We start from the raw sequence: 24,186 nt of genomic DNA on the forward strand, positions 1-24,186 counted from the left end.
TCACCGGAGCGAGCTTTCCCGCGCCGCATCGGCTTCCAGCGGGCGAATTTGCGGTGAAGACCGCTTGTGACAGGCAAAGTTCCGGCGAAAGGCGCTGGGTGGACTCCCTTCGACCGCCCTCCCCGTGGCAGGATGCCGCCATGAGCACCTCGGCGCGGGCGAACGCGCGAAGCCGTGTCCCACTGCCCCGGCAGGCGGAGGTCGTCGTGGTCGGCGGCGGGGCGATGGGCACGTCCGTAGCCTTCCACCTCGCCGAGGACGGGGTGGACGTGCTGCTGATCGAGGCCGCCGACCTCGCGTCGGGCAGCTCCGGAAAGCCGGTCGGCGGCGTGCGCGCGCAGTTCTCCGACCCGGCCAACGTCGACCTCGGCAACCGCAGCCTGGAGCTCTACGAGGACTTCGCGCAACGTCCGGGCGCCGACATCGGGCTCCAGCAGCCCGGCTACCTCTTCCTCCTGCCCGACGACGCCGACGTGGCCCGGTTCACGGACGCCGTCGCCATGCAGAACTCGCGGGGCGTGGCGAGCCGCATGCTCACCACGGACCAGGCCTGGCACCTGAACCCCTACATCGACCCGGACCGGTTCGCCGGTGCCGCGTACGCCGCGCGCGACGGGTACGCCCTGCCCCACGCGGTCGTGGAGGGCTATGCCGCGGGCGCGGAGCGCTTCGGCGCGACGGTCCGCACGCAGTGCGCCCTGACCGACGTGGAGGTGCGTGGCGGCGAGGTGGCCGCCGTCTGGACGGAGGAGGGGCGCGTCCGGACCCGCGCGGTGGTGCTCTGCACGGGCGCGTGGACCCGCGAGGCCGGCCGGCGCGCGGGCCTGGACCTGCCCGTGGACCCGTACCGCCGCCAGATCGCGTTCACCCCGGCGCTCGACCCGGCACCCCCGCGCATCCCGTTCACGATCGACTACGGCTCCACCTTCTACTTCCACAACACCGAGCCGGACGGCCTGCTGCTGGGGATCGCCGACCCGGACACCCCCATCGCGTTCGACACCGAGTACGACCCGAGGTGGCTTCCGCTGCTCCAGGGCGCGGCCGAGCGGTGCGCGCCCGCCCTGGCCGACGTCGCCGTCGCCTGCGGCTGGGCCGGCCTGTACGAGATGACGCCCGACCGCAACGCCCTGATCGGCGAGGCGACGGACGCCCCCGGCCGCATCCTCTACGCCGCGGGCTTCTCGGGCCACGGGTTCCTCCAGGCCCCCGCGGTCGGCGAGGCCGTGCGCGACCTGTACCGCGGCCGCGAGCCACGGGTCGACGTGTCCGGCTTCTCGGCGGACCGCTTCAGCCGCGGCCTGACCACCACCGAGTCCCTCATCGTCTGAGACCCAGACGCCTGAGCCGAGAGAAGAGAGTGCCATGACGTTCCACGAGCCGTGGCGGCTGCGCGCGGCGTTCGCCCGCAGCCTGTCCGACATGTACGGCAACGAGGTTCCCGCCTACACCACGCTGCTGGAGGTGTCGCACGAGGTCAACGCCGACTTCGTCGCGGCGCACGGGGCCGACGCCGAGCGCCTGGGCTCCATCGACCGCGTGACCGCCGAGCGGCACGGCGCCATCCGGGTCGGCACCCCCACGGAGATCGCCCAGGTGGCGCGGATCTTCGGGGCCATGGGCATGCACCCGGTGGGCTTCTACGACCTGCGCGATGCGTCGTCGAGCTCCGTCCCCGTCATCTCGACGGCGTTCCGGCCGGTCGACCGCGCCGAGCTCGCCCGCAACCCGTTCCGCGTGTTCACGTCGATGCTCGTCACGGGCGACCGCCGGTTCTTCACCGCCGACCTGGAGCAGCGCCTCGAGCGGTTCCTCGGCGCCCGCACCCTCTTCGGCCCCGAGCTCCTGGCCCTCGCGGACCGCGCCGAGGCGGAGGGCGGGCTGGAGGACGACGACGCGCGGACGTTCCTCCGTCTCGCCACCGAGGCGTTCGAGCTCTCCCGCGAGCCCGTCGACCAGGCCTGGTACCGCGAGCTGGAGGCGGTCTCCGCCGTCGCCGCGGACATCGGCGGCGTCGCGTCCACGCACATCAACCACCTCACGCCGCGCGTCCTCGACATCGACGACCTGTACGCGCGCATGGAGGCCCGCGGCATCACGATGATCGACGCGATCCAGGGCCCGCCGCGCTGGGAGGGCCCGGACGTGCTGCTGCGCCAGACGTCGTTCCGTGCGCTCGCCGAGCCTCGCCGGTTCCGTACGCCGTCGGGAGAGGTCGTCGAGGACGCTCTCCGGGTCCGCTTCGGCGAGGTCGAGGCCCGGGGGATCGCCCTCACCCGTGCGGGCCGCGCCGCGTACGACGCCGCGGTGATCGAGGTCGACGAGCGCGCCGCGGGCCTGCCCGAGGCCGAGCGGCAGGAGGTCGCCCGAGACGTGTGGCGCTCGACCTTCCCGGCCACCGAGTCGGCGCTCGCCGACCAGGGCCTGGGCTACTTCACCTACGTGGTCGACGACAGCGGCGCCGTGTCCCGCGAGCCCGTGGTCTACGAGGACTTCCTGCCCCGCTCGGCGGCCGGCATCTTCCAGTCGAACCTCACCGAGGAGGGGTCGAAGGACGCCTCCCAGGAGGGCACCGACCGCGACGCCGACTGGATGTCGGGCGCGCTCGGCCGCGAGCTGAACGACCCCTTCGACCTGTATGCCCGCCAGGTCGAGGACTCCCTGTCGGCGGCCGCGCGTACGCTCGACGTCGACCCCCGGACCCTGACCGCAGCCACCACCACCCCCGGAGCGCTCGCATGACCAGCACCACCCAGCCCACCGACCTCGCCCCGTCCGCCTTGACGGCGGAGCTCCGTGACAGCGCCCTGGCGGCGCTGGAGCGCCTGGGCGCCACAGTGCCCGTGTCCGACGACGGGCAGCCGGGTCTTCCCGTCGTCTCACCGCTGTCGGGCGAGACTCTCCTGACGCTGCCTCGAGCCGGTGCGGCCGAGGTGGGCGCCGCCGTCGGGCGCGCCGCCGAGGCGTTCACGACGTGGCGCTCGGTGCCCGCTCCGGTGCGCGGCCAGGTGATCAAGCGCCTGGGCGAGCTGCTGACGGAGCACAAGGCCGACCTGGCCGAGCTCGTCACGCTCGAGGCCGGGAAGATCACGAGCGAGGCCCTGGGCGAGGTCCAGGAGATGATCGACATCTGCGACTTCGCGGTCGGCCTGTCGCGCCAGGTCGGCGGCCGCACCATGCCGTCCGAGCGGCCCGGCCACCGGCTCATGGAGACGTGGCACCCGCTCGGCGTCGTGGGCGTGATCAGCGCGTTCAACTTCCCCGTCGCGGTGTGGTCGTGGAACACGGCCGTCGCGCTGGTGTGCGGCGACGCCGTCGTGTGGAAGCCGTCGGAGAAGACGCTGCTGTCGGCGGTCGGCTCGGCCGCGCTGCTCGACCGGGCCCTTGCCGAGGCGGGGTTCCCGGCCGGGGTGTCCCAGCTCGTGCTCGGCGAGCGCGAGGCGGGCGAGGCCCTCGTGGCCGACCCGCGCGTCGCGCTCGTCTCCGCGACCGGCTCGGAGCGCATGGGCGCGCAGGTGGCGCCGGTCGTGGCGGCGCGCATGGGCCGCCTCCTGCTGGAGCTCGGTGGCAACAACGCGGCGATCGTGGCGCCGTCGGCCGACCTGGACCTCGCCACCCGCGGCATCGTGTTCTCCGCGGCGGGCACCGCGGGCCAGCGCTGCACCACGATGCGCCGGCTGATCGTGCACGAGTCGGTCGTGGACGAGGTCGTGTCCCGGCTGGTGCGCGCGTACGAGGGCCTGCCCGTGGGTGACCCCCGCACGGAGGGCACGCTCGTGGGCCCGCTCGTCGACACCGCGGCGCGCGAGCGCATGCTCGCCTCCCTGGAGGAGGCGGTGGCCGACGGCGGACAGGTCGTCGTGGGCGGCGCCGCGGTCGACGTGCCGGGCGCCGCGGGGGCCGCCTACGTGCACCCGGCCATCGTGCGGATGCCCGCGCAGACGGACGTGGTGCGCCGCGAGACGTTCGCGCCCATCCTCTACGTGCTGACGTACTCCACGCTGGCCGAGGCGATCGCGCTCCAGAACGACGTGCCGCAGGGCCTGTCGTCGTCGATCTTCACCATGGACGTGCGCGAGGCCGAGACGTTCCTCTCCGAGGCCGGCTCCGACTGCGGCATCGCGAACGTGAACATCGGCACGTCGGGCGCGGAGATCGGCGGGGCGTTCGGCGGCGAGAAGTCCACGGGCGGCGGGCGCGAGTCCGGTTCCGACGCGTGGAAGCAGTACATGCGCCGCGCCACCAACACCGTCAACTACTCGACGGAGCTCCCGCTCGCGCAGGGCGTGAACTTCGGCTGAGCGGCTGAGCGGCTGAGCAGGTCGAGCGGTGGCGGCCGCCGAGACCTGTGCCGCACCCGCGTGGTCACCCTGAGTACACAACGTCACTCAGGGTGACCACGCGGGAGGAGCAGGTGCCGCCCCGTCAGCCTCCGCTGACGCTCAGCTCCGCCTCCCGGAGCTTCGCCTCGAACTCCGCGTCGAGATCGCGCGACTCCAGCCAGCCGTACGGCAGGTGCGGCGTCTTGGGCGACCCGGCGCGCCCGCGCTGGCCCTCGGCGTCGGCGCCCGGGTACGGCTGGTCGAGGTCGAGGCCGTCGAGCAGGGTCCGCAGCTCCGCGAGGCTGGACACCATGGCCAGCGCCCGCCGCGCGTCGCCGCCCACGGCGTAGCCCTTGAGGTACCAGGCCATGTGCTTGCGCAGGTCGCGGACGCCCTTGTGCTCGTCGCCGTCGAAGTAGTCGATCATGAGCTCGCCGTGCCGGTAGATGGTCTCCGCCACGTGCCGCAGCCCAGGCCGCACGCGTTCGCCCGACCCGTTGAACGCTGCCGCGAGATCGGCGAACAGCCACGGGCGACCCTGGCAGCCGCGGCCGACCACGACGCCGTCGGCGCCCGTCTCGCGGACCATGCGCAGCGCGTCCTCCGCCGACCAGATGTCGCCGTTGCCGAGCACAGGCACTGTCCGCACGGCCTCCTTCAGCCGCGCGATCGCGGTCCAGTCGGCCTCGCCGGAGTAGTAGTCGGCCGCGGTGCGGGCGTGCAGCGCCACGGCGGCGACGCCGAGCGACTCCGCGATGCGCCCCGCCTCCAGGTAGGTGAGGTGCTCCGGGTCGATGCCCTTGCGCATCTTGACCGTCACGGGGATGCCGTACGGCTCCGCGGCGTCCACGGCGGCCTTCACGATGTCGGTGAAGAGCTGCTTCTTCCAGGGCAGGGCCGCACCGCCACCCTTGCGCGTCACCTTGGGCACGGGACAGCCGAAGTTCAGGTCCACGTGGTCGGCCCGGTCCTCGCCCGCGATGATCTTCACGGCGGCGCCGACCGTCGCGGGGTCCACGCCGTAGACCTGCGCCGACCGCGGCGACTCGTCCGCGCCGAACGTCACGATCCGGAGGGACTCGACGTTGCGCTCCACGAGCGCGCGCGACGTCACCATCTCGGCCACGTACAGGCCGGGGTCGAAGCCGCCCGAGGCCCCGGCCTCGCGGCACAGGGTGCGGAACGCCCGGTTGGTCACCCCGGCCATGGGCGCGAGCACCACGGGGGTCGTCACGGTGAGGGGTCCGATCCGGAGCGGGGGCAGCACGGGAATCACGCCTCCCATTGTCACAGACGGCCTCCCCGCGACGCCGCGGGGTGCGTCACACTGTGCTCATGCAGCGCAGACTCGTCCCTGTCCTGGCCGTCTCCACCATCCTCGCCCTCGCCTCCTGCTCGGGAGGCTCGAACGGCACGGACGACGCGAACGCCACCGGCCACGTCACGGAGGGCAAGCTGACGATCGCCACCGGCGAGCCCGCCTACTCACCGTGGGTCGAGAACGACGACCCGGCGTCGGGGGAGGGCTTCGAGGCCGCCGTGGCGTACGCGGTCGCCGAGGAGCTCGGCTTCGCCGCGGAGGACGTCGAGTGGGTCCGCACCACGTTCGACCAGGCGATCGCGCCCGGCCCCAAGGACTTCGACCTGAACCTCCAGCAGTTCTCGATCACCGACGAGCGCCGCCAGGCCGTGGACTTCTCCTCGCCGTACTACGTGACCACGCAGGTGGTGATCACCGTCGAGGGGTCGCCCGCCGCGGACGCCGCCACCCTGGCCGACCTGAAGCCGCTCCTCGTGGGTGCCGCCACCGGCACCACGAGCTTCGAGGCTGCCGAGGAGTCCATCGCCCCCGACGCGGGCGTGCAGGTCTTCAGCTCCAACGACGACGCCAAGCTCGCGCTCCAGAACGGGACCGTCGACGCGATCGTCGTCGACCTGCCCACCGGCTTCTACCTCACGGCGGCCGAGCTGGACGGCGGCGTCATCGTCGGCCAGCTCCCTGGCTCGGAGGGCGGGGACGAGTTCGGCATCGTGCTCCCCCAGGGCTCGCCGCTGACCGACGACGTCACGGCCGCCGTGGACAGCCTGCGCGAGGACGGCACCCTCGAGGAGCTCGCCGCGGAGTGGCTCGGCGGCGACACCGCGCCCGTCCTGGAGTGACCCCCGAGGTGCACGAGCCCAGCGACCTCGAGCTGGACCGCCGTGCCTACCGCCGGCGGCAGACCGCGCGCTCGGTGCTCGTGAGCCTGGCCAGCACCGTCGTCTTCGCGGCGGTGCTGGTCCTCGCTCTCCGGTCGAGCCCCGGCTGGTCGCGGGTGCAGGAGTCGTTCCTCGACCCGGTCGTGGCGTGGGAGTCGCTGCCGCGCGTGCTCGACGGGCTCTGGCTCAACCTGCGGGTCCTGGTCGTCGCCGTCGTGGGAGTGCTGGTGCTCGGCCTGGTCCTGGCCACGCTGCGGACCCTTCGCGGCCCGGTCTTCTTCCCTCTGCGGGCGCTCGCCGCCGGGTACACGGACCTGTTCCGGGGCACGCCGCTCATCATCGTGCTGTACGTGGTGGGCTTCGGCGTGCCCGGCCTGGAGCTGTTCGGGCGCATGGACGCGGCATTCTGGGGCACCGTCGCGCTGGTGCTGACCTACTCGGCGTACGTCTCGGAGGTGTTCCGGGCCGGCATCGAGGCGGTGCACCCGTCGCAGCGGCTCGCCGCCCGGTCCCTGGGGCTCACGCACGGCCAGACGATGCGGCGCGTGGTGCTGCCCCAGGCCGTCCGCAAGGTGACGCCCGCCCTCATGAACGACTTCGTGGCCATGCAGAAGGACGTGGGCCTCATCTCGGTCCTCGGCGCCGTCGACGCGGTACGGGCCGCGCAGATCGAGGTGGCGCACCACTACGACTTCACGCCCTACGTCGTGGCCGGGCTGCTGTTCGTGGCGATGGCGCTCCCGGTCATCCGCCTCACCGACTGGTACACGGCGCGCCTGCGGGCTCGCGAGCAGATGAGGAGCCTCGTATGAGCCACGGCACCGCCCCCGTCCTGGAGGTGCGCGACGTGCGTTGCGCCTTCGGCGACCACGAGGTGCTCCGCGGCGTGTCCCTGACGGTGCGGCGGCACGAGGTGGTTGCCCTGATCGGCGCGTCAGGCTCCGGGAAGTCCACGCTGCTGCGCACCGTGAACCTGCTCGAGCACATCGACGACGGGCAGATCCTGCTCGCCGGCCAGGACATCAGCGACCCGCGCGTGGACCGCGACCGTGTCCGGGCGCGGATCGGGACGGTCTTCCAGGCGTACAACCTGTTCCCGCACCTCAGCGTGCTCGACAACGTGACGCTCGCTGCCCGCCTCGTCCACAAGGTGCCGCGGGCGACGGCAGAGGCGCGCGCCCTCGACCTGCTCGCCACCATCGGCCTCGGCTCCAAGGCGAAGGCCTACCCCGACACGCTGTCCGGCGGGCAGCAGCAGCGGGTCGCCATCGTCCGCGCCGTCGTGACCGAGCCCGAGCTCCTCCTCCTCGACGAGATCACGAGCGCTCTCGACCCCGAGCTCGTGGGCGAGGTCCTCGACCTGGTCCGCCGGCTCAAGGACGACGGCGCGACGATCCTCATGGCCACGCACGAGATGGCTTTCGCGCGTGAGGTCGCCGACCGGGTCGTCTTCCTCGACGCCGGCCGTATCTGCGAGGAGGGCCCGGCCCGCGAGGTGCTGGCCGATCCGCGGGAGCCGCGCACCCGGGAGTTCCTGGCTCGCGTCTTGCCCTGACCAGGGGAGATGTCCCCATCGCCGACCAGGTGCCGCCGCTGCTACGGTCGCCCAGGGTGGCAGACCGCCCGAGACGGACCTGAACGGGGAGGGGACCCATGCCAGGGACACGTGTCCTGCGCCTGGACGCGCAGGAGTGGAACGAGGTCGTGGCGCAGGCCCGCCAGGGCGGCGGCGACAGCGCTGTGTCGGCGGCGCTCGCCGAGCACCTGGGTGCACCCGTCAAGGCCACGATGATCAGCACGGCCGGCAGCCGGGGCACGACGACGCGCCTCACCATGGTGGGCGACCGCGTGCTGCTCGTGACGCAGCGCATGGCCGAGGGCGACGGCGGGGCGACGCTGCGCGAGCCCGGGGCCGAGCTCATCTTCGTGATGGTGGACGACCTGTGGCCGGCGATCGCCCGTACCCTCCCGCCCGTCGACGCGCTCCGCGCCCCCGCCTCCGCCGCGGGTGGCACGCACGAGGACCGGACGCTGGACCTCACCGAGGACGAGGCGAAGGCCCTCCTGGCACGCGAGGACGCCAACCTCCAGGTCAGCGTCGAGGCGTGGCGCGGGGGCGAGGCGCCGGCGGTGGTCTGGGCCCGTCTCTGGTCGGTCGTGGACGACCGTCTGCTCGACGTCCGCACGCACGACGGCGCGCTCCGCCTCACGGAGCGGACGCACGGCGCCGTCGCACGGGAGCTTCGCTGGGCCCTCGTCGGCGCGATCGACGCGACGACGCCTGAGGCAGGCGGCGGCACCGGCGACGACGACGGCACCGGCACCGGCGGCTCCGGCGAGGGGGCGACCCGATGACGCAGGAGATGTGGGGCCTCGATGTCGAGCAGGTCAAGAACCTCGCGCGGATCCTCGACCGGGCCGCAGGCCAGCTCGAGGACGTGCGCCGCGACACCAACCAGACGGTCGCCCACGTGCGCGGTGCCGGGCCGAACATCGACCGGTTCAAGTCCCGCTGGCTGAGCGACCTCGGTCCCGCCGTCGGTACGGCCGCCGAGGCGCTGCGTTCCGCCGGCAAGAAGGCGGCGAAGAACGCCGAGATGCAGGCGGGCACGTCCGAGAACTACTCCGGCAGCGGCGGTGGCGGCGGTGGGGGCGGCGGCCCGCTGGGCTGGCTCAAGAACGCGCGGGCGACCTGTGGGACGCCGGGAAGAAGGGCGTGGACTGGGTCGGCGACACCGTCAAGGACGGCGTCGACACGGTGACGGACACCGTCAAGGACGGCGCGAGCTGGGTCGGCGACAAGGTGACCGACATCGGTGGCTGGTTCGGCGACCGCGCCGAGGACGTGGCGGACGGCGTGAAGGAGGGCGTGGACTGGGCCGGAGACCGGGTGTCCGACGCGGGCGACTGGCTGGGCGACCGCGCGTCCGACCTGGGCGGCTGGTTCGCCGACCGCGGTGAGGGCATCGTGGAGTCGGCCGACGAGTGGGAGAACGTGCTCGACGCGGGCGGCCAGCTCTGGGACGCGACGGGCGGCTCGATCCTCGACGGGCGCTGGCCGCGCACCACCGAGGTCGTGGCCTCCGGCCTGCTGGTGACCGGCGCGTTCGGCGCGGCGGGGTTCTCGACCGTGACCGGCAAGGAGACCAGCTTCTTCGACGACGGCGACCCGTACGCGGGCCAGCCGCGCCCGGTCGGCGAGGCGACCGTGCCCGACAGCCTGGACGACCTGACCAGGAGCGTCACCGACGCCTACGGCAACGACGGGACGGTCCGCGTCACGACGGTCGAGGGGCCGAACGGCCCGCGCGTCATCGTGAGCGTCCCGGGCACGGAGGAGTGGGTCAAGACCGGGGACAACCCCATGGACCTCACCGGCAACCTCGTCACGGCGGGCGGCGGCCACTCGACGATGACCCAGGCCGTCGAGCTGGCGATGGCGAACGCGAACATCCCGCCCGGCGCGGAGGTCCTCATGGTCGGCCACTCGCAGGGCGGCATGACGGTCGCCGACCTGGCCTCGAACCCCGACTTCGTGTCCGAGTACAACGTGACGAACGCGGTCACGTTCGGGTCCCCGATCGACAGCGAGCACATCGACCCCCGGGTGAACGTCCTGGAGATGCAGCACCAGACCGACGTCGTGCCGCGGCTCGACATGGGGGACTCGCTCTACGTGCCCAGCCTGAACCCGCTCGCGCCGCTCGCCCCCATGATGCCCGGGCTGCCGAGCGGTTACGAGCAGTCGGGCCCCGGCCACACGACGGTCACCCTGCCGAACCCGGAAGGTGTGTCGTGGACGGACCCCGCAGGCGCCCACGATCACCGGAACTACAGCAACTCGATCAGCGGCAGCAAGGACCCCGCCCTGGCGCAGTACGAGCAGCAGCTCCGCGACAGCGGGTTCCTGCTGCCGGAGGCGAGCACAGACACGGAGCGCGCACGGAACGACGCCGCGAGCTCGACCGTGGAGATCAGCGTCGGACGGAGACAGTGACCATGACCAGCAACATCCTCACGCGGACGGCCTCCGTGACTCTCGCGCTCCTGTGTGCGGCGACCCTCGCGGCCTGCACGAGCGGCGGGGGCGCGGACGACCGGTGCGCGGCCCTGGAGGGCGCCGCGACGTCGGTCGCCGGGGTCGTCGGCGCCGAGCTGGAGTGCGGCGACTCGTTCGGCAACCCGTCGGAGAGGGGGACGGTCACGCTCGACGCGATCACCGAGGACGAGGCGCTCGCCACCCTCGACGGGGTGCTCCAGGCCTTTGCCGCGTCCGACCTCAGGGACTCGGTGACGCCATACCTCGACTACGTGTCGGAGGACGGCTCGATCACCGTCCACCCGTCGGACCTGAGCTTCAACGGCACGCCCAGCCTGGGCCAGCTGCGCGAGCACTACGGCATCACCCCCTGACCGCGACCCCGCTCCGTTGTGGGGGTTGGGGTGGGGGGGGGGGGGGGGGGGGGGGGGCGCGCCCCCCCGCCCCCCCCCCCCCACCCCCAAACCCCACAACGAACCCGGGGGCGAGGGCGTCAGATCGCGCGCAGCCAGACCGTCGTGTCGAGCGGCAGCGTCACGCCGCCGTCGGCCGTGTCGGAGCCCAGCGGGCCCGAGGCGACCAGCACCTCGGCGTCGGCGGGCAGGACGACGGGCGACTCGCCCAGGTTGGCGATCACGACGACATCAGCCACCTGGAAGGCGAGCACGTCGGCCGAGTCCGCGTAGGCCTCGACCCAGGCGAGGCGGCCCCGGCCGAGCTCGTGGGCGTGGCGCACCTCGAGGGCGGCGCGGTACATCTCGAACGTGGAGCCGGGGACGCCGTACTGCTGGTCCGCGGCATAGCGGGCGTACGACGCGGGCTGCGGCAGCCACGTGGCCTCCGTCGGGCCGAAGCCGAACCCGGCGTCGTCGGCGGACCAGGGGATCGGGACCCGGCAGCCGTCGCGGCCCGCCTCGGCACCCTCGGTGCGGAAGAACGCCGGGTCCTGGCGCACCTCGGCGGGCAGCGCGGTGTGGTCGGGCAGGCCGAGCTCCTCGCCCTGGTACAGGTACGCCGAGCCGGGCAGGCCGAGCATGAGCAGCGACGCGGCCCGGGCGCGGCGCAGGCCGAGCTCCTCGTCGGGCTGCGGGTCGTGGGCGGCGATGCCGTTCAGCGGGCCCGCGGACGCCTCGGCGGACAGCCCGAGCCGGGACGCGTGGCGCACCACGTCGTGGTTGGAGAGCACCCAGGTGCTGGGCGCGCCCACCTCGTCCATCGCGGCGAGCGAGACGTTGACGGTCGTGCGCAGCGCGGGGGCGTTCCACGGCGTGGTGAGGAACGCGAAGTTGAAGGCCTGCTGCATCTCGTCGGCCCGCACGTAGTTGGCCAGGCGGGACAGCGGCTCCACCCAGGCCTCGGCCACGAGGCAGCGGTCGCCGTCGTACTCGGCGAGGACCGTGTGCCAGGCACGGTAGATGTCGTGGACGCCGTCCTGGTCGAACATGGGGCCGTTGTTGCCCGCGCCCGTGGCGCCGTCCTCCGGCGCGCCGGGGTCGGTCCCTTCGACCATGGCGACCTTGCCGGCCCAGTCGGGCAGGCCGGGGGCCTTGATCATGCCGTGGGCCACGTCGATGCGGAACCCGTCCACGCCCTTGTCGAGCCAGAACCGGAGCACGTCCTCGAACTCCGCGCGGACCTCGGGGTTCTCCCAGTTGAGGTCGGGCTGCGACGAGTCGAAGAGGTGCAGGTACCACTGGGGGCCCTTCACGCCGTCGTCCTCGCGCGGGGCGAGGCGGGTCCAGGCAGGGCCGCCGAAGATCGACTGCCAGTTGTTCGGCGGCTCGTCGCCGGCGGGGCCGCGCCCGTCGCGGAACATGTACCGCTCGCGCTCCGGCGAGCCGGGGGCGGCGGCCAGGGCGGCCTGGAACCAGACGTGCTGGTCCGAGGTGTGGTTGGGCACCACGTCGACGATGACGCGCATGCCGCGCTCGTGGGCGCCGGCCAGCATGGCGTCGAAGTCCTCGAGGGTGCCGAACAGCGGGTCCACGTCGCGGTAGTCGGAGACGTCGTAGCCGGCGTCCTTCTGCGGCGAGCGGTAGAACGGGCTGAGCCACACGGCGTCGACGCCGAGCTGCTTCAGGTGGTCGAGCCGGCTCGTGATGCCGGGCAGGTCGCCCACGCCGTCGCCGTTGCCGTCCGCGAAGGAGCGCGGGTAGACCTGGTAGATCACCGCGTGACGCCACCACTCCGCGCCGGGGGCGGGAGAGTGGACGGGCGCGCCTGCGATGAGGGGAACGACTGTCGGTGCAGACATGGAGCGGTGCGATCCTCACGGTCGGGGGGTGCTTGCAAAGATTGCAGCAAGCGTACGGCAGTCGGCCCCTGGTCCGGAACGTCCGACCGGCCGCCGGCTACTGCGGGGCGGCCCCCGTGGACCCGCGGACCACCAGCTCCGGCGCGAACAGCAGCTCCGAGCGGGGCGCCCGCTCGCCGTGGATCTCGGCGAGGAGCGCGCTGACGGCGGCGCGGGCCATCTCCGTCACGGGTTGGCGCACGGTGGTCAGGGGCGGGTCCGTGAAGGCCACGAGCGGCGAGTCGTCGTACCCGACCACCGAGACGTCGTCGGGCACCCGGCGGCCGCGCGAGCGGGCGGCGCGGATGGCGCCCAGCGCCATCAGGTCGGAGCCGCAGACGATGGCGGTGTGGCCGGAGTCGAGGAGCTCGCCCGCTGCAGCCTGCCCGCCCTCGAGCGTGTAGAGGGTGATGACGGCGTGCTCGCGCGCCTCCTTCTCGGAGGCCGCGAGACCGTGCCGCACGAGCTGGTCCGCGAATGCCGCGAGCTTGCGCCCGGCGGGCACGAACCGGTCCGGGCCGATCGCCATGCCGATGCGGCGGTGGCCGAGCGAGACGAGGTGGCGCACGGCGAGCTCGACGCTCGCGCTGTCGTCGGGCGACACGAACGGGGCGTCGATGCCCGGCGCGTAGCCGTTGACCAGCACGATCGGCAGCCCGCGGCCGCGCAGGCGCTGATAGCGCTCGATGCTGGCGCGCGAGTCCGCGTGCTTTCCGGAGACGAACACGATGCCGTCGACGGCGTGGTCGATCAGCGTCTCGACGTACTCGTCCTCCGTGGTGCCGCCCGGCGACTGGGTGCACAGCAGGGGCGTGTAGCCGTGCTCGGCAAGCTGCGACTCGATCGCCTGCGCGAACGCGGGGAACACCGGGTTGGTCAGCTCGGGGACGATGAGCCCCACCAGGCCCGCCGACCGGGAGCGCAGGGTCGAGGGTCGCTCGTAGCCGAGGACGTCGAGGGCCGCGAGGACCGCCTGCCGCGTCTCCCCGGCGACCCCCGGCTTGCCGTTGAGCACGCGCGAGACCGTCGCGGTGGAGACGCCCGCCTGGGCGGCGAGGTCGGACAGTCGGGTACGCACGCCCGGAAGCCTAGGTGACACGGGACCTCCTCGTCCTGCAAGTCCGGCAGCAGGAGGTGGGCGTGTCGGCGCCACTGCCTGCAAACGATGCTGAAACTTTATCGCAACGACTTGCAAGGTGCCGTCCGCCAGCCTTACGGTCAGGGCACGGGCCCGAGGACGAACACCCGCCCCGGGCCGCCCACCAACCATTGGGAGTGACTACCGATGCGACGGAGCATCCTTCTCGCCGCCGCGCTGACGACGACCCTCGGGCTGTCCGCCTGCGCCGGCGGATCCGAAGAGCCTGCCGACAACGAGTCCTCGGCCGCCGCGGCCGGCGACAGCCTCACGATCTGGGTCGACGAGACCCGCCAGGCCGCGGTCGAGGCTGCCGCCGCGTCGTTCGAGGAGGAGACCGGCACGGACGTCGAGCTCGTCCTGAAGAACTTCGAGGACATCCGGCCCGACTTCCTGGCCCAGGTCCCCACCGGTGAGGGCCCCGACATCACCGTCGGCGCGCACGACTGGCTCGGCGAGCTCCTCTCCGCCGGCGTCGTGTCCCCGATCGAGCTCGGCGACCTCGCCGACGCGTTCGAGCCCGTCTCGGTCCAGGCGTTCACCCAGGACGGCCAGGTCTACGGCCTGCCCTACGCGGTCGAGAACATCGCCCTGATCCGCAACACGGCGCTGGCGCCGTCGGCCCCCGCCACCTGGGCCGACGCCGTGGCCGCCGGCCAGGCCGCGGGCGCGAAGTACCCGATCCTGATCCAGACGGGCACCGAGGGCGACCCGTACACGTACTACCCGCTGCAGACGTCGTTCGGCGCCCCGGTCTTCGCGCAGAACGAGGACGGCTCGTACAAGCCCGAGCTCACGCTCGGCGGCGAGAACGGCACCGCGTTCGCGACCTGGCTGGCCGAGCAGGGCAAGGCCGGCGTGCTGAGCACGGACATCACCTACGACATCGCCGTCGAGGCGTTCAAGAACGGCGAGTCGCCGTACATCGTGGGCGGCCCGTGGATGCTCGAGCAGTTCGAGGGCCTCGAGCTCGCGATCGACCCGATCCCGGCCGCAGGCTCGCAGCCTGCCCAGCCGTTCGTCGGCGTGCAGGGCTTCTACGTCTCCGCGCAGAGCGAGAACGCCGTGTCGGCCACCGACTTCCTGGTGAACTTCATGGCCACCGAGGAGGCGCAGCTCGCCCTGTACGAGGCCGGCAACCGCCCGCCGGCCCTGACGGCCGCCGCGGACACCGCGTCGTCCGACCCGGTCACCGCCGGCTTCCGCACCGTCGGTGCCGAGGCCGTCCCGATGCCGTCCATCGCCGAGATGGGTTCGGTGTGGGCCTTCTGGGGCGTCACCGAGGCCCAGATCATCTCGGGCGCGGCCGAGCCGGCCGCCGCCTGGGAGAAGATGGTGTCCGACATCCAGGGCGCGATCGGCTGATGTCAGCACCCCTGTCCCGGGGCTCCACCCTTGTGAAGGGGTGGGGCCCCGGGTTCCTGGCCAAGCTCGTCCTCATGGCGATCGTCGACGCCCTCGGCGTCTTCGCGGTCCTCGCCGCGTGGGGCGAGGAGTCGTACGGGATCCTCGCGGCGATGGTCGCGCTGCTGGTCGTCGCCAACTGGGCGTACTTCTCCAAGCGCGCGCTGCCGCTCAAGTACATCCTGCCCGGACTGGCGTTCCTGCTGGTCTTCCAGGTCTACGTGGTCGCGTACACGGGCTACGTCGCCTTCACGAACTACGGCGACGGGCACAACTCCACCAAGGAGCACGCCGTCGCCGCGCTCCTTGCGCAGAACGAGCGTCGCGTCGAGGGTTCGTCCGCGTCGCCGCTCACCGTCGTCGCCCAGGGCGACGCGCTCGGCTTCGCGATCGTGTCCGACGACGGCGACGTGCTCGCCGGCACCGCCGACCAGCCGCTCGAGGAGGTCGACGACGCGACCGTCGACGGCGACCGCGCCACCGAGGTGCCCGGGTACGAGGTGCTCGACCGCGCCACCGTGCTGGAGCGCCAGCAGGAGGTCACCGCCCTGCGCGTCCCGGTCTCCGACGACCCGAACGACGGCTCGCTGCGCACGCAGGACGCCCGCACGGGGTACGTCTTCCTGCCCTCGCTGGTGTACGACGAGGCGGCCGACACCCTGACGGACACGGCCGACGGCACCGTCTACACGCCGAACGACAACGGCCTGTTCGAGGCCGAGGACGGCACCACGCTGGACGTGGGCTGGCGCGTCGTCGTCGGCTTCGAGAACTTCGTCACCGCGTTCGGCGACGACCGCTACGCGACGCCGTTCCTGAAGATCCTGCTCTGGACGTTCGCGTTCGCGGTGCTCTCCGTCGCGACCACGTTCCTCCTGGGCCTCTTCCTGGCGATCACGTTCAACGACGTGCGCCTGCGCGGCCGCAAGATCTACCGCACGCTCCTCATCCTCCCGTACGCGATCCCGGGGTTCCTCGCGGCGCTCCTCTGGTCGGGCCTGCTCAACAAGAGCTTCGGGTTCATCAACCAGGTGCTCCTCGGTGGCGCGGCGATCCCGTGGCTCACCGACCCCTGGCTCGCCAAGCTGGCGGTCCTGGGCGTGAACCTGTGGCTCGGCTTCCCGTACATGTTCCTCATCTGCACGGGCGCGCTGCAGTCCCTGCCCGGTGACGTGCTGGAGGCCGCGAAGATCGACGGCGCGGGCCGCTGGCGCACGTGGCGGTCCATCACGCTGCCGCTCCTGCTCGTGTCGACGGCGCCGCTGCTCATCTCCAGCTTCGCCTTCAACTTCAACAACTTCACCCTGATCTACATGCTCACGAACGGCGGGCCGCGGTTCACGGACGCCTCCGTGCCCCTCGGGCACACCGACATCCTGATCTCGATGGTCTACTCGATCAGCGGCATCGACGGCTCGGCGCCCAAGAACTACGGCCTGGCCAGCGCTCTGTCGATCGTCATCTTCGTCATCGTGGCGACCATCTCCGCCCTCGCCTTCCGGCGTACCCGTTCTCTCGAGGAGATCGCCTGATGACCGCCGTGACGTCAGAGCCGAGGATGTCCCAGGGCAGGTGGATGCGCGAGCTCGGCTGGCGGCACCTGGTCGGCGTGGTGGGTGTGGTGTACGCGGGCTTCCCGCTCGTGTACGTGCTGTCGGCGTCGCTGTCCGACGGCGGCACGCTCACCGGCTCCAACCGGCTGTTCGCCGACGTGAGCACCGCCAACTACGAGCAGCTCGGCGACACGTACTTCTGGACGTGGATGCTCAACACGCTCCAGGTCGCGATCGCGACGTCGGTGGGCACGGTGCTCATGGGCGCCGCTGCCGCCTACGCGTTCTCGCGGTTCCGCTTCCGCGGGCGGCGGGCCGGGCTCACCGCCCTGCTCATCATCCAGATGTTCCCGCAGATGCTCGCGTTCGTCGCGATCTTCCTGCTGCTCGTGGGGCTCGGCAACGTGATCCCGGAGCTGGGCCTCAACTCGAAGCTCGGGCTCATCTGCGTGTACCTGGGCGGCGCGCTCGGCGTGAACACGTTCCTCATGTACGGGTTCTTCAACACCGTGCCCAAGGAGCTCGACGAGGCCGCCAAGATCGACGGTGCCACGCACTCGCAGATCTACTGGACGATCATCCTGCGGCTGGTCTCGCCGATCCTCGCGGTGGTGGGCCTGCTGTCGTTCATCAGCACGTTCGGCGAGTTCATCATCGCGCGCGTGCTGCTGCAGTCGGAGAGCAACTGGACGCTGGCCGTGGGGCTCTACGGCTGGGTGTCGTCGCTGCTCGAGGCGAACTGGGGCCTGTTCGCCGCGGGCGCCGTCATCTCGGCGATCCCCGTCCTGGCGCTGTTCCTCTTCCTCCAGAAGTACATCGTGGGTGGCCTGACGGCGGGATCCGTCAAGGGCTAGCGTGTGTCCCCTAGTGCATACCGGCATATAGGGGACACACGGAGGATGGTCATGACGGAGAACCTGCGTCACGAGGAGTCGTTCCGCAAGGCGTCGGTCGAGCAGGGTCTCGAGGTGATCGACCGGATCGGCTCGCCGGGCGTGCGGAACCTCGTGGCGGCCCTGGAGGGCGTCGCGCCGGAGCTCGGCTACCAGATCCTCGCGTGGGGCTACGGCGAGCTGTACGAGAGCGAGCACGTGACGCCCCGGGACCGCCAGCTCGTGACGATCGGCATGCTGGGCGCCATGGGCGGGTGCGAGCCGGAGCTGCGGCTCCACATCGACACCGCGCTCAACGTGGGGGTCACCAAGGAGCAGATCGCCGACATCGTGATCCAGGTCGCCGGCTACGCGGGCATCCCGCGGGCCGTCAACCTGGCCATGGTGGCCAAGGAGGTCTACGCGGCACGCGACGCCGCGGCGGACGCGGCCGAGTCGTCCGGCGCGGCCGGGGAGTAGCTCAGGTCCCCGGCCGCACCAGGCGGGCGTGGAGCTGCATCGCCGACACGTCGGTGAGCGACGCGACCTGGTCGACGACGACGCGGAGCCGCGCGGCGTCGTCGGCCGCCGCGGCCCAGTCCGCCGCGAACGGCGTCTCCAGGGCCACGGGCGCGCGGTCGGCCAGGACCTTCACCAGGTCGGCGATGATCTCGCGCTGCCGCAGGTAGAGCGGCTCCCGCTCCCGCGGCGCCATGACGTAGGTGACCGCGATGCCCTTGAGGGCGAGAATCTCGGCGACCGTCTCGTCGGGGACCACGAGCATGGCCGCGTAACGGGTGAAGGGCCCGTCGCCGTACTCCGCCCGCGTCGCGTCGAGCGCCGCCCCGATGAACCGGCCGATGAGCTGGCTCGTGGCGTCCTTGAGCGCGGCGAGCGCGCGCCGGGAGCCGTCGAACTCCGTGACCAGGTACCCGGTGTCCTTGAGGCGGCAGATCGCGGCGTCGAGCGCGTCGGCGTCGTTCCACGAGCCGTACCAGCTGCGGACGTACTCGACGACGCGGGCCCGCTCCTCGGCGTCGTCCATCCGGGCCAGGTCGAGGCGGCCGCCCACCACGCCGTCCTCGACGTCGTGCACGGAGTAGCTGATGTCGTCCGCGAGGTCCATGACCTGCGCCTCGAGGCACTTGACACCCTCGGGCGCGCCGTCGCGCAGCCAGGTGAAGACCGGGAGGTCGTCCTCGTAGACGCCGAACTTCCGCGTGGGCCGTCCGTCGGCTCGCAGGGGGCCGGCGCCGTGCGCCCACGGGTACTTGACGCTCGCGTCGAGGCTCGCGCGGGTGAGGTTGAGGCCCACGGGCGTGCCGTCGGGCGCGAAGACCTTGGGCTCCAGCCGGGTCAGCAGGCGGAGCGTCTGGGCGTTGCCCTCGAAGCCACCGATGCCGGCCGCGAGCTCCGCGAGCGCGCTCTCCCCGTTGTGCCCGAACGGCGGGTGCCCCAGGTCGTGCGTGAGGCACGCCGCGTCGACGACGTCGGGGTCGCAGCCGAGCGCGCGCCCCATCTCGCGCCCCACCTGGGCCACCTCGAGGGAGTGGGTGAGCCGGGTGCGGACGAAGTCGTCGCTCCCCGGCCCGAGGACCTGCGTCTTGGCACCGAGGCGGCGGAGCGCCGACGAGTGGACCACGCGGGCACGGTCACGCTCGAACGGCGTCCGTGCGCTCGACTTGGGCGGTTCGGTGAGCCACCGCTCCGCGTCGGTCTCCGTGTACGACGACGGAGCTCGCCTCCCGTACTCGTCCTCCTGGTGCACGACACCACTCTAGCCACGCGGGGGCCGGCTCCCGGCCACCCGCGTGCGATGCCGGGCTGCTAGCTCTGGCGCCAGGAGAAGGCGCCGGGCAGGTCCACGCTGTGCTTCTTGGTCTTCGAGTTCCACGACCAGGGGCCGACCTTCACGCTCCAGGACGAGAAGCCCTTCTGCGTGAAGTTGAACTTCATCGGACCGAACGACATCCGCTTGCGGAACTTGATTCCAGACAGGAGACCCATGGTGCTTCCTCGATCGCTGGGACGTGGCTGGACAAAGGGTACCGAAGCGCCGAGACCCGGCGAACCACCGTCCTGCGTGTCCGGCGGGGGGAGTTGCCCGGGTCAGCCCTTGCCGGCCGTCCAGGCGTCGCTCGCACGCTGCACGTCGGCGGCTGTGACCGACTCCGCGATCGTCACGAAGTACCAGCGGTGCCCGTAGGGGCAGCGCACGGCCGCCTGCCGGAAGCCCTCGAACCAGTCGGCGGGCTCGACCAGGCTCGTGGCACCGGCAGCCATGGCGCGGGCGTACGCCCCGTCGGTGTCCTCGACCGGGATCGTGAGGCTGGCGTGCGTGGGGCCGCCGTCGGGCGCGACGGAGTCCGGCGGGAACGCCTCGGCCACCGTGAAGGTGGACTCGCCGGCCGGCCCGCGGAGGAGCAGGTCGGAGTGGATGATCGCGTCCCCGGCGGTGACGGAGTCCACGAGCTCGGCGCCGAGCGCCGCCTCGTAGAAGGCGATCGCCTCGCGGGCGCCGGAGACGGTGAGGTTCGGGTGCAGGGATGACATCTTCATGAGGTCCACCCTGGCCTGGCGGTGAGTCTGAGGTCTTGGAAGAATGCGACACGTGTTCGATCCCGAGGTGCCGCCCCGCAGCACGCTCGGCATCGTCGACCCCGGGGCGGCGCGGCAGCACTTCAGCCTGACGCGGCTGGCCCCCGTGGCGGACCTGGCGGACCTGGTCGAGTGGCACTGGGTCATCACGTGGGACCTCCCGCCGGGCGTCGCGTTCACGCAGGTGGTGGTGCCGCACCCGTGCGCCAACGTGGTGGCGGAGGCCCAGGTCTTCGCCGCCCACGCCATGCCGGCGGGTCTCTTCGAACGCACGCTGACCGGGGCCGGCGGGGTGGTGGGCACCAAGCTCCGGCCCGGCGCGCTGCGCGTCCTCGCCGGGCTCCCGGACGCCGGGCGGCGGGGCGAGGTGATCCCGGCGGAACGGTTCCTGGGGGCGCGGCCGCCGGGGGTGGCGGCGGCGTCGGTGCCGGTGCGGGCGTCGGCGGCGGGGGCGGCGGGGGCGTCGGTGCGGGTGTCGGCGGCGGCCGGGCGGGTGTCGGCGGCCGGGCGGGAGCCTGAGCCGACGCTGGCACTGGTGTCGGTTCAGGCGGTTGCCGAGGCGGCGGCCGGGCGGGCGGAGGCCGCCGTCGGGCACCTGACACCGTTGTTCCGGGAGGCCGCCGAGCGGAACCGGACCCCGGCCGGGGTCGCGGCGCTCGCCCGGGTGACGGAGGCGTTCGCGGCGCTCCGCTCGCTGGGGCCGGCGGAGCCGGTCGCGGGGCTGGCCGCCGCCCTCGGGACCACGCCGCGGTCCCTGCAGCGGCTGTTCGCCGACTGGGTCGGCGTGGGCCCCAAGTGGGTGCTGCAGCGCCACCGTGTGCACCTCGCCGCCGACCTCCTCGCCCGCGACCCTGCCCGCGACCTGGCGGAGCTGGCCGCGGAGGTGGGGTACTACGACCAGGCGCACTTCTGCACGGACTTCGCCCGGGCGACGGGCCACACCCCGGCGGCGTACGCCCGCCGCTGCGGGGCGTCGCTGACGCCGGCCTGAGGGCGGCTGGGCTGCCGGCGGGTGTGCTGACGCCGGCTGTGCCTGCCGGCGGCTGTGCGCGTGATCGGCAATTCGGTGCGTGTTCGGCAGTTCGAACTGCCGAACACGCACCGAATTGCCGAACACGCGGGCGGCGCCCCCGGCCGCTGATGCGGGCCGCTCCGGGCCTGCCTACGGTCGAGGGGAACGGCGCCGCGCAGGGCGGCGCCCGGCGGAGGGACGACCATGACGGACGACCAGAGCACGCCCACCCGTGACGACCTGCCGCTGCCCGACTACGACCACCTGAACGTGGGAACGCTCGCCCACCGCGTCCGTTCCCTCGATGCTCCCGCGATCGAGCGGATCCTCGAGTACGAGCGGGCTCACGGCGACCGCCTGCCGGTCGTGACGGTGCTGGAGCAGCGGCTCAGCGAGCTGCGCTCCGGTGCGGTGCCGTCCGAGGGCGACCCGGCCGCGCCCGCCCCGGGGCGGGAGGGTGTGCCGGGCGGCAGCACCGTGTCGCCGGAGACCCAGGGCCCGCCGGTGGTGCCCCCGCCGCACGGGGTCCCGCGGGGCGGCACCCCCGAGCGCTGAACGTTCCACAGGTCACGGCCGTGGAGGCGTCCGCGCGGCCCGCCGACGCCTAGACTCACCCACGTGGCAGGACTGATTCGGCGCGAGGACGTGGACACCGTCCGCGAGCGCGCGCGGATCGAGGAGATCGTGTCCGCTCATGTCACGCTCAAGCCCGCGGGCGTGGGCGCCCTGGTGGGGCTGTGCCCGTTCCACGACGAGCGGAGCCCCAGCTTCAACGTCCGTCCCAGCGTGGGCAGGTACCACTGCTTCGGCTGCGGCGAGGGCGGCGACGTCATCTCGTTCGTCATGAAGATCGACGGGATGGGCTTCACCGAGGCGGTGGAGCATCTCGCGGGCAAGGCTGGCGTACAGCTCCGCTACGAGGACGACGGCGGGCCGCAGCGCCCCCGCGAGGAGCCCGGCAAGCGCCAGCGCCTGCTCGACGCGCACCGCGTGGCCGCCGAGTTCTACGCCGAGCAGCTCATGGGTCCGGGCGCGGCCGCAGCGCGGACGTTCCTGGCGGAGCGCAGCTTCGAGCGCACGGACGCCGAGCGGTTCGGCGTGGGGTTCGCGCCCAAGGGCTGGGACTCCCTGCAGAAGCACCTGCTGGGTCGCGGGTTCTCGCAGGCGGAGCTGGTGGCGTCGGGCCTGATGAGCCAGGGGCAGCGCGGCTCGTACGACCGCTTCCGCGGCCGTCTCGTGTGGCCCATCCGGGACGTGACGGGTGCGGTGATCGGCTTCGGCGCCCGCCGCCTCTTCGAGGACGACCAGGGCCCCAAGTACCTGAACACGCCCGAGACCACCCTGTACAAGAAGTCGCAGGTGCTCTATGGGATCGACCTTGCCAAGCGCGACATCGCACGCGACAAGCGCATCGTCGTGGTCGAGGGCTACACCGACGTGATGGCCGCGCACCTGAGCGGGGTCACGACGGCGGTGGCCACGTGCGGTACGGCGTTCGGCCCGGACCACGCCAAGGTGGTGCGCCGCCTGCTCGGCGACACGGCGTCGGGGGGTGGTCTGCAGCTGCGGTCGGGCACGTCCCTGGGCGGAGAGATCATCTTCACCTTCGACGGCGACGCGGCCGGTCAGAAGGCCGCCGTGCGCGCGTTCGGCGAGGACCAGCGCTTCTTCGCGCAGACGTTCGTCGCCGTCGAGCCCAGCGGCATGGACCCGTGCGACCTCCGCATGGCGAAGGGCCCGGAGGGTGTCCGTGCCCTGGTGGACGGCCGTGTGCCGCTCTTCGAGTTCGTCATCCGCACCACCCTCGCGGGCTTCGACCTCGACACGGCCGAGGGCCGCGTGGGCGCCCTGCGCGCGGCCGCCCCGGTCATCGCGGGCATCCGTGACTCCGCGCTGCGCCCGGAGTACGCGCGCCTCCTCGCGGGCTGGATCGGCACCGACGAGAGGGCGGTGGTCCGGGAGGTGCAGCGGGCGTCGGCCACGCCGGTCCGGGTGGCGGACGGCGGCAGGCCGGGACGCGACGGCGGTCGGCCGGGCGCGGGGCGCGAGAGCGGGTACGACGGCGGTGCGGCCGGCCGGGCGTCGACGCCCCCCGGGCGTGGGGCGGGCCCGGGGCGAGAGCGTGACGGTGGCGCTGCCGACCGGTGGGACGACCGAGGTGAGAGGGTGCGCCCGGGCGAGCGGCCGGCGTCGGGCCCCGGCCTCGCGGAAACGGGCGGGGGACCTGGGACGGGTCTGCCGCGGCCCGACCTGCGCGACCCCGTGACGAGCGCCGAGCGCCTGGCGCTCGTGGCGGTGCTGCAGTTCCCGCAGCATGTGCCGGAGGTGTTCGACACGCTGGACGACACCGCGTTCCACGTGCCCGCCTGGCGGGCCGTGCATGCCGCGATCCGGGCGGCCGGGGGAGCGACGGCGGGGCGCGCGGTGGGCGGTGCGCAGTGGGTGGCCGCGGTGTCGGAGGAGGCACCCGAGACGGTGCGCGACCTCGTGACGGAGCTGTCGGTGGTCCCGCTGCCCGAGGACCGGGAGGCCGCGATCCCCGGGTTCGTGGCGGGGATCGTCCGAAGGGTGGTCGACCTGGGGCTCACGCGCCGCATCGCCGACGCGCGGAGCCGGCTGCAGCGGCTGGACCCGGCCGACCTCGAGGCGTACCAGGCGGCGTTCGCCGACCTGCTGGCGATCGAGAACGAGCGGCGGACGCTGCGCGAGAGCGCGTAGACGCACGCGCCAGACTGCTTCCAGGTCCGCGTAACGGG

General features: G+C 72.9%; 23 protein-coding genes. 17 read left to right on the top strand and 6 right to left on the bottom strand.

Annotated elements, in window-relative coordinates:
• The first annotated feature begins 140 nt into the window (after positions 1–140).
• Genes AC060K_RS20045 through amaB form a run of 3 tightly spaced genes read left to right on the top strand, consistent with a single transcriptional unit; the run spans position 141 to position 4,301 of the window.
• A complete protein-coding gene (locus tag AC060K_RS20045; protein ID WP_483767112.1) occupies positions 141–1,331 on the top strand; it encodes an NAD(P)/FAD-dependent oxidoreductase in 1,191 nt (396 codons plus the stop codon).
• A gap of 34 nt (positions 1,332–1,365) precedes the next feature.
• Positions 1,366–2,742 (top strand): 2-oxoadipate dioxygenase/decarboxylase, encoded by a 1,377-nt coding sequence (gene hglS, locus AC060K_RS20050; RefSeq protein WP_483767113.1) that lies wholly within the window; start codon positions 1,366–1,368, stop codon positions 2,740–2,742.
• A complete protein-coding gene (amaB, locus tag AC060K_RS20055) occupies positions 2,739–4,301 on the top strand; it encodes an L-piperidine-6-carboxylate dehydrogenase (RefSeq protein ID WP_483767114.1) in 1,563 nt (520 codons plus the stop codon). Before hglS ends, amaB begins: the two co-directional genes overlap by 4 nt.
• Before the next feature lie 124 nt (positions 4,302–4,425).
• On the opposite strand, the gene dusB is transcribed toward amaB, so the two are convergent.
• Complete coding sequence (gene dusB, locus AC060K_RS20060; RefSeq protein ID WP_483767156.1) at positions 4,426–5,607, bottom strand: tRNA dihydrouridine synthase DusB; 1,182 nt, start codon at positions 5,605–5,607, stop codon at positions 4,426–4,428.
• A gap of 50 nt (positions 5,608–5,657) precedes the next feature.
• Between dusB and AC060K_RS20065 the strand changes: the two genes are divergently transcribed.
• From AC060K_RS20065 to AC060K_RS20095, 7 genes are all read left to right on the top strand, one after another.
• Positions 5,658–6,482 carry an ABC transporter substrate-binding protein gene (locus tag AC060K_RS20065; protein WP_483767115.1) on the top strand — a complete coding sequence of 275 codons (825 nt, stop codon included), beginning with the start codon at positions 5,658–5,660 and terminating at the stop codon, positions 6,480–6,482.
• Positions 6,479–7,333, top strand: coding sequence for an amino acid ABC transporter permease (locus AC060K_RS20070; protein ID WP_483767116.1), 855 nt, complete (start codon positions 6,479–6,481; stop codon positions 7,331–7,333). Before AC060K_RS20065 ends, AC060K_RS20070 begins: the two co-directional genes overlap by 4 nt.
• Positions 7,330–8,076, top strand: coding sequence for an amino acid ABC transporter ATP-binding protein (locus tag AC060K_RS20075; protein WP_483767117.1), 747 nt, complete (start codon positions 7,330–7,332; stop codon positions 8,074–8,076). Before AC060K_RS20070 ends, AC060K_RS20075 begins: the two co-directional genes overlap by 4 nt.
• Before the next feature lie 98 nt (positions 8,077–8,174).
• On the top strand, positions 8,175–8,876 hold the full coding sequence (locus AC060K_RS20080) for a hypothetical protein (RefSeq protein ID WP_483767118.1): 702 nt from the start codon (positions 8,175–8,177) through the stop codon (positions 8,874–8,876).
• Positions 8,873–9,283: a hypothetical protein gene (locus tag AC060K_RS20085; RefSeq protein WP_483767119.1), complete on the top strand. Its 411-nt coding sequence runs from the start codon at positions 8,873–8,875 to the stop codon at positions 9,281–9,283. Before AC060K_RS20080 ends, AC060K_RS20085 begins: the two co-directional genes overlap by 4 nt.
• Entirely contained in the window at positions 9,238–10,518 is a 1,281-nt protein-coding gene (locus AC060K_RS20090; RefSeq protein ID WP_483767120.1) for an alpha/beta hydrolase family protein, read from the top strand. Before AC060K_RS20085 ends, AC060K_RS20090 begins: the two co-directional genes overlap by 46 nt.
• 2 nt (positions 10,519–10,520) lie before the next feature.
• Positions 10,521–10,934 carry a hypothetical protein gene (locus AC060K_RS20095; RefSeq protein WP_483767121.1) on the top strand — a complete coding sequence of 138 codons (414 nt, stop codon included), beginning with the start codon at positions 10,521–10,523 and terminating at the stop codon, positions 10,932–10,934.
• Between the two features lie 119 nt (positions 10,935–11,053).
• Here the strand turns inward: AC060K_RS20095 and AC060K_RS20100 are convergent, their stop codons facing one another.
• Both AC060K_RS20100 and AC060K_RS20105 read right to left on the bottom strand, forming a co-directional pair.
• The gene (locus AC060K_RS20100; protein ID WP_483767122.1) at positions 11,054–12,814 is read right to left on the bottom strand and encodes a glycoside hydrolase family 13 protein; all 1,761 of its coding nucleotides are present in this window, start codon (positions 12,812–12,814) and stop codon (positions 11,054–11,056) included.
• A 97-nt stretch (positions 12,815–12,911) separates the two neighbouring features.
• Complete coding sequence (locus AC060K_RS20105) at positions 12,912–13,931, bottom strand: LacI family DNA-binding transcriptional regulator (RefSeq protein WP_483767123.1); 1,020 nt, start codon at positions 13,929–13,931, stop codon at positions 12,912–12,914.
• A 207-nt stretch (positions 13,932–14,138) separates the two neighbouring features.
• Here AC060K_RS20105 and AC060K_RS20110 point away from each other — a divergent pair, with 207 nt between their 5' ends.
• The 4 genes from AC060K_RS20110 to AC060K_RS20125 are packed head-to-tail and all read left to right on the top strand — an operon-like array spanning position 14,139 to position 18,300.
• Positions 14,139–15,356, top strand: coding sequence for a sugar ABC transporter substrate-binding protein (locus AC060K_RS20110; RefSeq protein ID WP_483767124.1), 1,218 nt, complete (start codon positions 14,139–14,141; stop codon positions 15,354–15,356).
• A complete protein-coding gene (locus tag AC060K_RS20115; RefSeq protein ID WP_483767125.1) occupies positions 15,356–16,927 on the top strand; it encodes an ABC transporter permease subunit in 1,572 nt (523 codons plus the stop codon). The genes AC060K_RS20110 and AC060K_RS20115 overlap by 1 nt, the downstream gene beginning before the upstream one ends.
• Positions 16,927–17,802: a sugar ABC transporter permease gene (locus AC060K_RS20120; RefSeq protein ID WP_483767126.1), complete on the top strand. Its 876-nt coding sequence runs from the start codon at positions 16,927–16,929 to the stop codon at positions 17,800–17,802. The genes AC060K_RS20115 and AC060K_RS20120 overlap by 1 nt, the downstream gene beginning before the upstream one ends.
• 51 nt (positions 17,803–17,853) lie before the next feature.
• A complete protein-coding gene (locus tag AC060K_RS20125; RefSeq protein WP_483767127.1) occupies positions 17,854–18,300 on the top strand; it encodes a carboxymuconolactone decarboxylase family protein in 447 nt (148 codons plus the stop codon).
• A 1-nt stretch (position 18,301) separates the two neighbouring features.
• Here AC060K_RS20125 and AC060K_RS20130 read toward each other — a convergent pair whose 3' ends face one another.
• The 3 genes from AC060K_RS20130 to AC060K_RS20140 form a co-directional block, all read right to left on the bottom strand.
• Positions 18,302–19,588 carry a deoxyguanosinetriphosphate triphosphohydrolase gene (locus tag AC060K_RS20130; RefSeq protein WP_483767128.1) on the bottom strand — a complete coding sequence of 429 codons (1,287 nt, stop codon included), beginning with the start codon at positions 19,586–19,588 and terminating at the stop codon, positions 18,302–18,304.
• Positions 19,589–19,647: 59 nt separating this feature from the next.
• A complete protein-coding gene (locus AC060K_RS20135) occupies positions 19,648–19,827 on the bottom strand; it encodes a DUF4236 domain-containing protein (RefSeq protein ID WP_483767129.1) in 180 nt (59 codons plus the stop codon).
• A 102-nt stretch (positions 19,828–19,929) separates the two neighbouring features.
• Entirely contained in the window at positions 19,930–20,379 is a 450-nt protein-coding gene (locus AC060K_RS20140; RefSeq protein ID WP_483767130.1) for a VOC family protein, read from the bottom strand.
• A 52-nt stretch (positions 20,380–20,431) separates the two neighbouring features.
• On the opposite strand from AC060K_RS20140, the gene AC060K_RS20145 reads away from it, so the two are divergent.
• The 3 genes from AC060K_RS20145 (at position 20,432) to dnaG (ending at position 24,148) form a co-directional block, all read left to right on the top strand.
• The gene (locus AC060K_RS20145) at positions 20,432–21,409 is read left to right on the top strand and encodes a helix-turn-helix domain-containing protein (RefSeq protein ID WP_483767131.1); all 978 of its coding nucleotides are present in this window, start codon (positions 20,432–20,434) and stop codon (positions 21,407–21,409) included.
• A gap of 225 nt (positions 21,410–21,634) precedes the next feature.
• A complete protein-coding gene (locus AC060K_RS20150) occupies positions 21,635–21,985 on the top strand; it encodes a DUF8129 domain-containing protein (RefSeq protein WP_483767132.1) in 351 nt (116 codons plus the stop codon).
• A gap of 63 nt (positions 21,986–22,048) precedes the next feature.
• Complete coding sequence (gene dnaG, locus AC060K_RS20155) at positions 22,049–24,148, top strand: DNA primase (protein ID WP_483767133.1); 2,100 nt, start codon at positions 22,049–22,051, stop codon at positions 24,146–24,148.
• Positions 24,149–24,186 lie beyond the last annotated feature (38 nt).

Source organism: Antribacter sp. NEAU-D49, assembly GCF_057158775.1.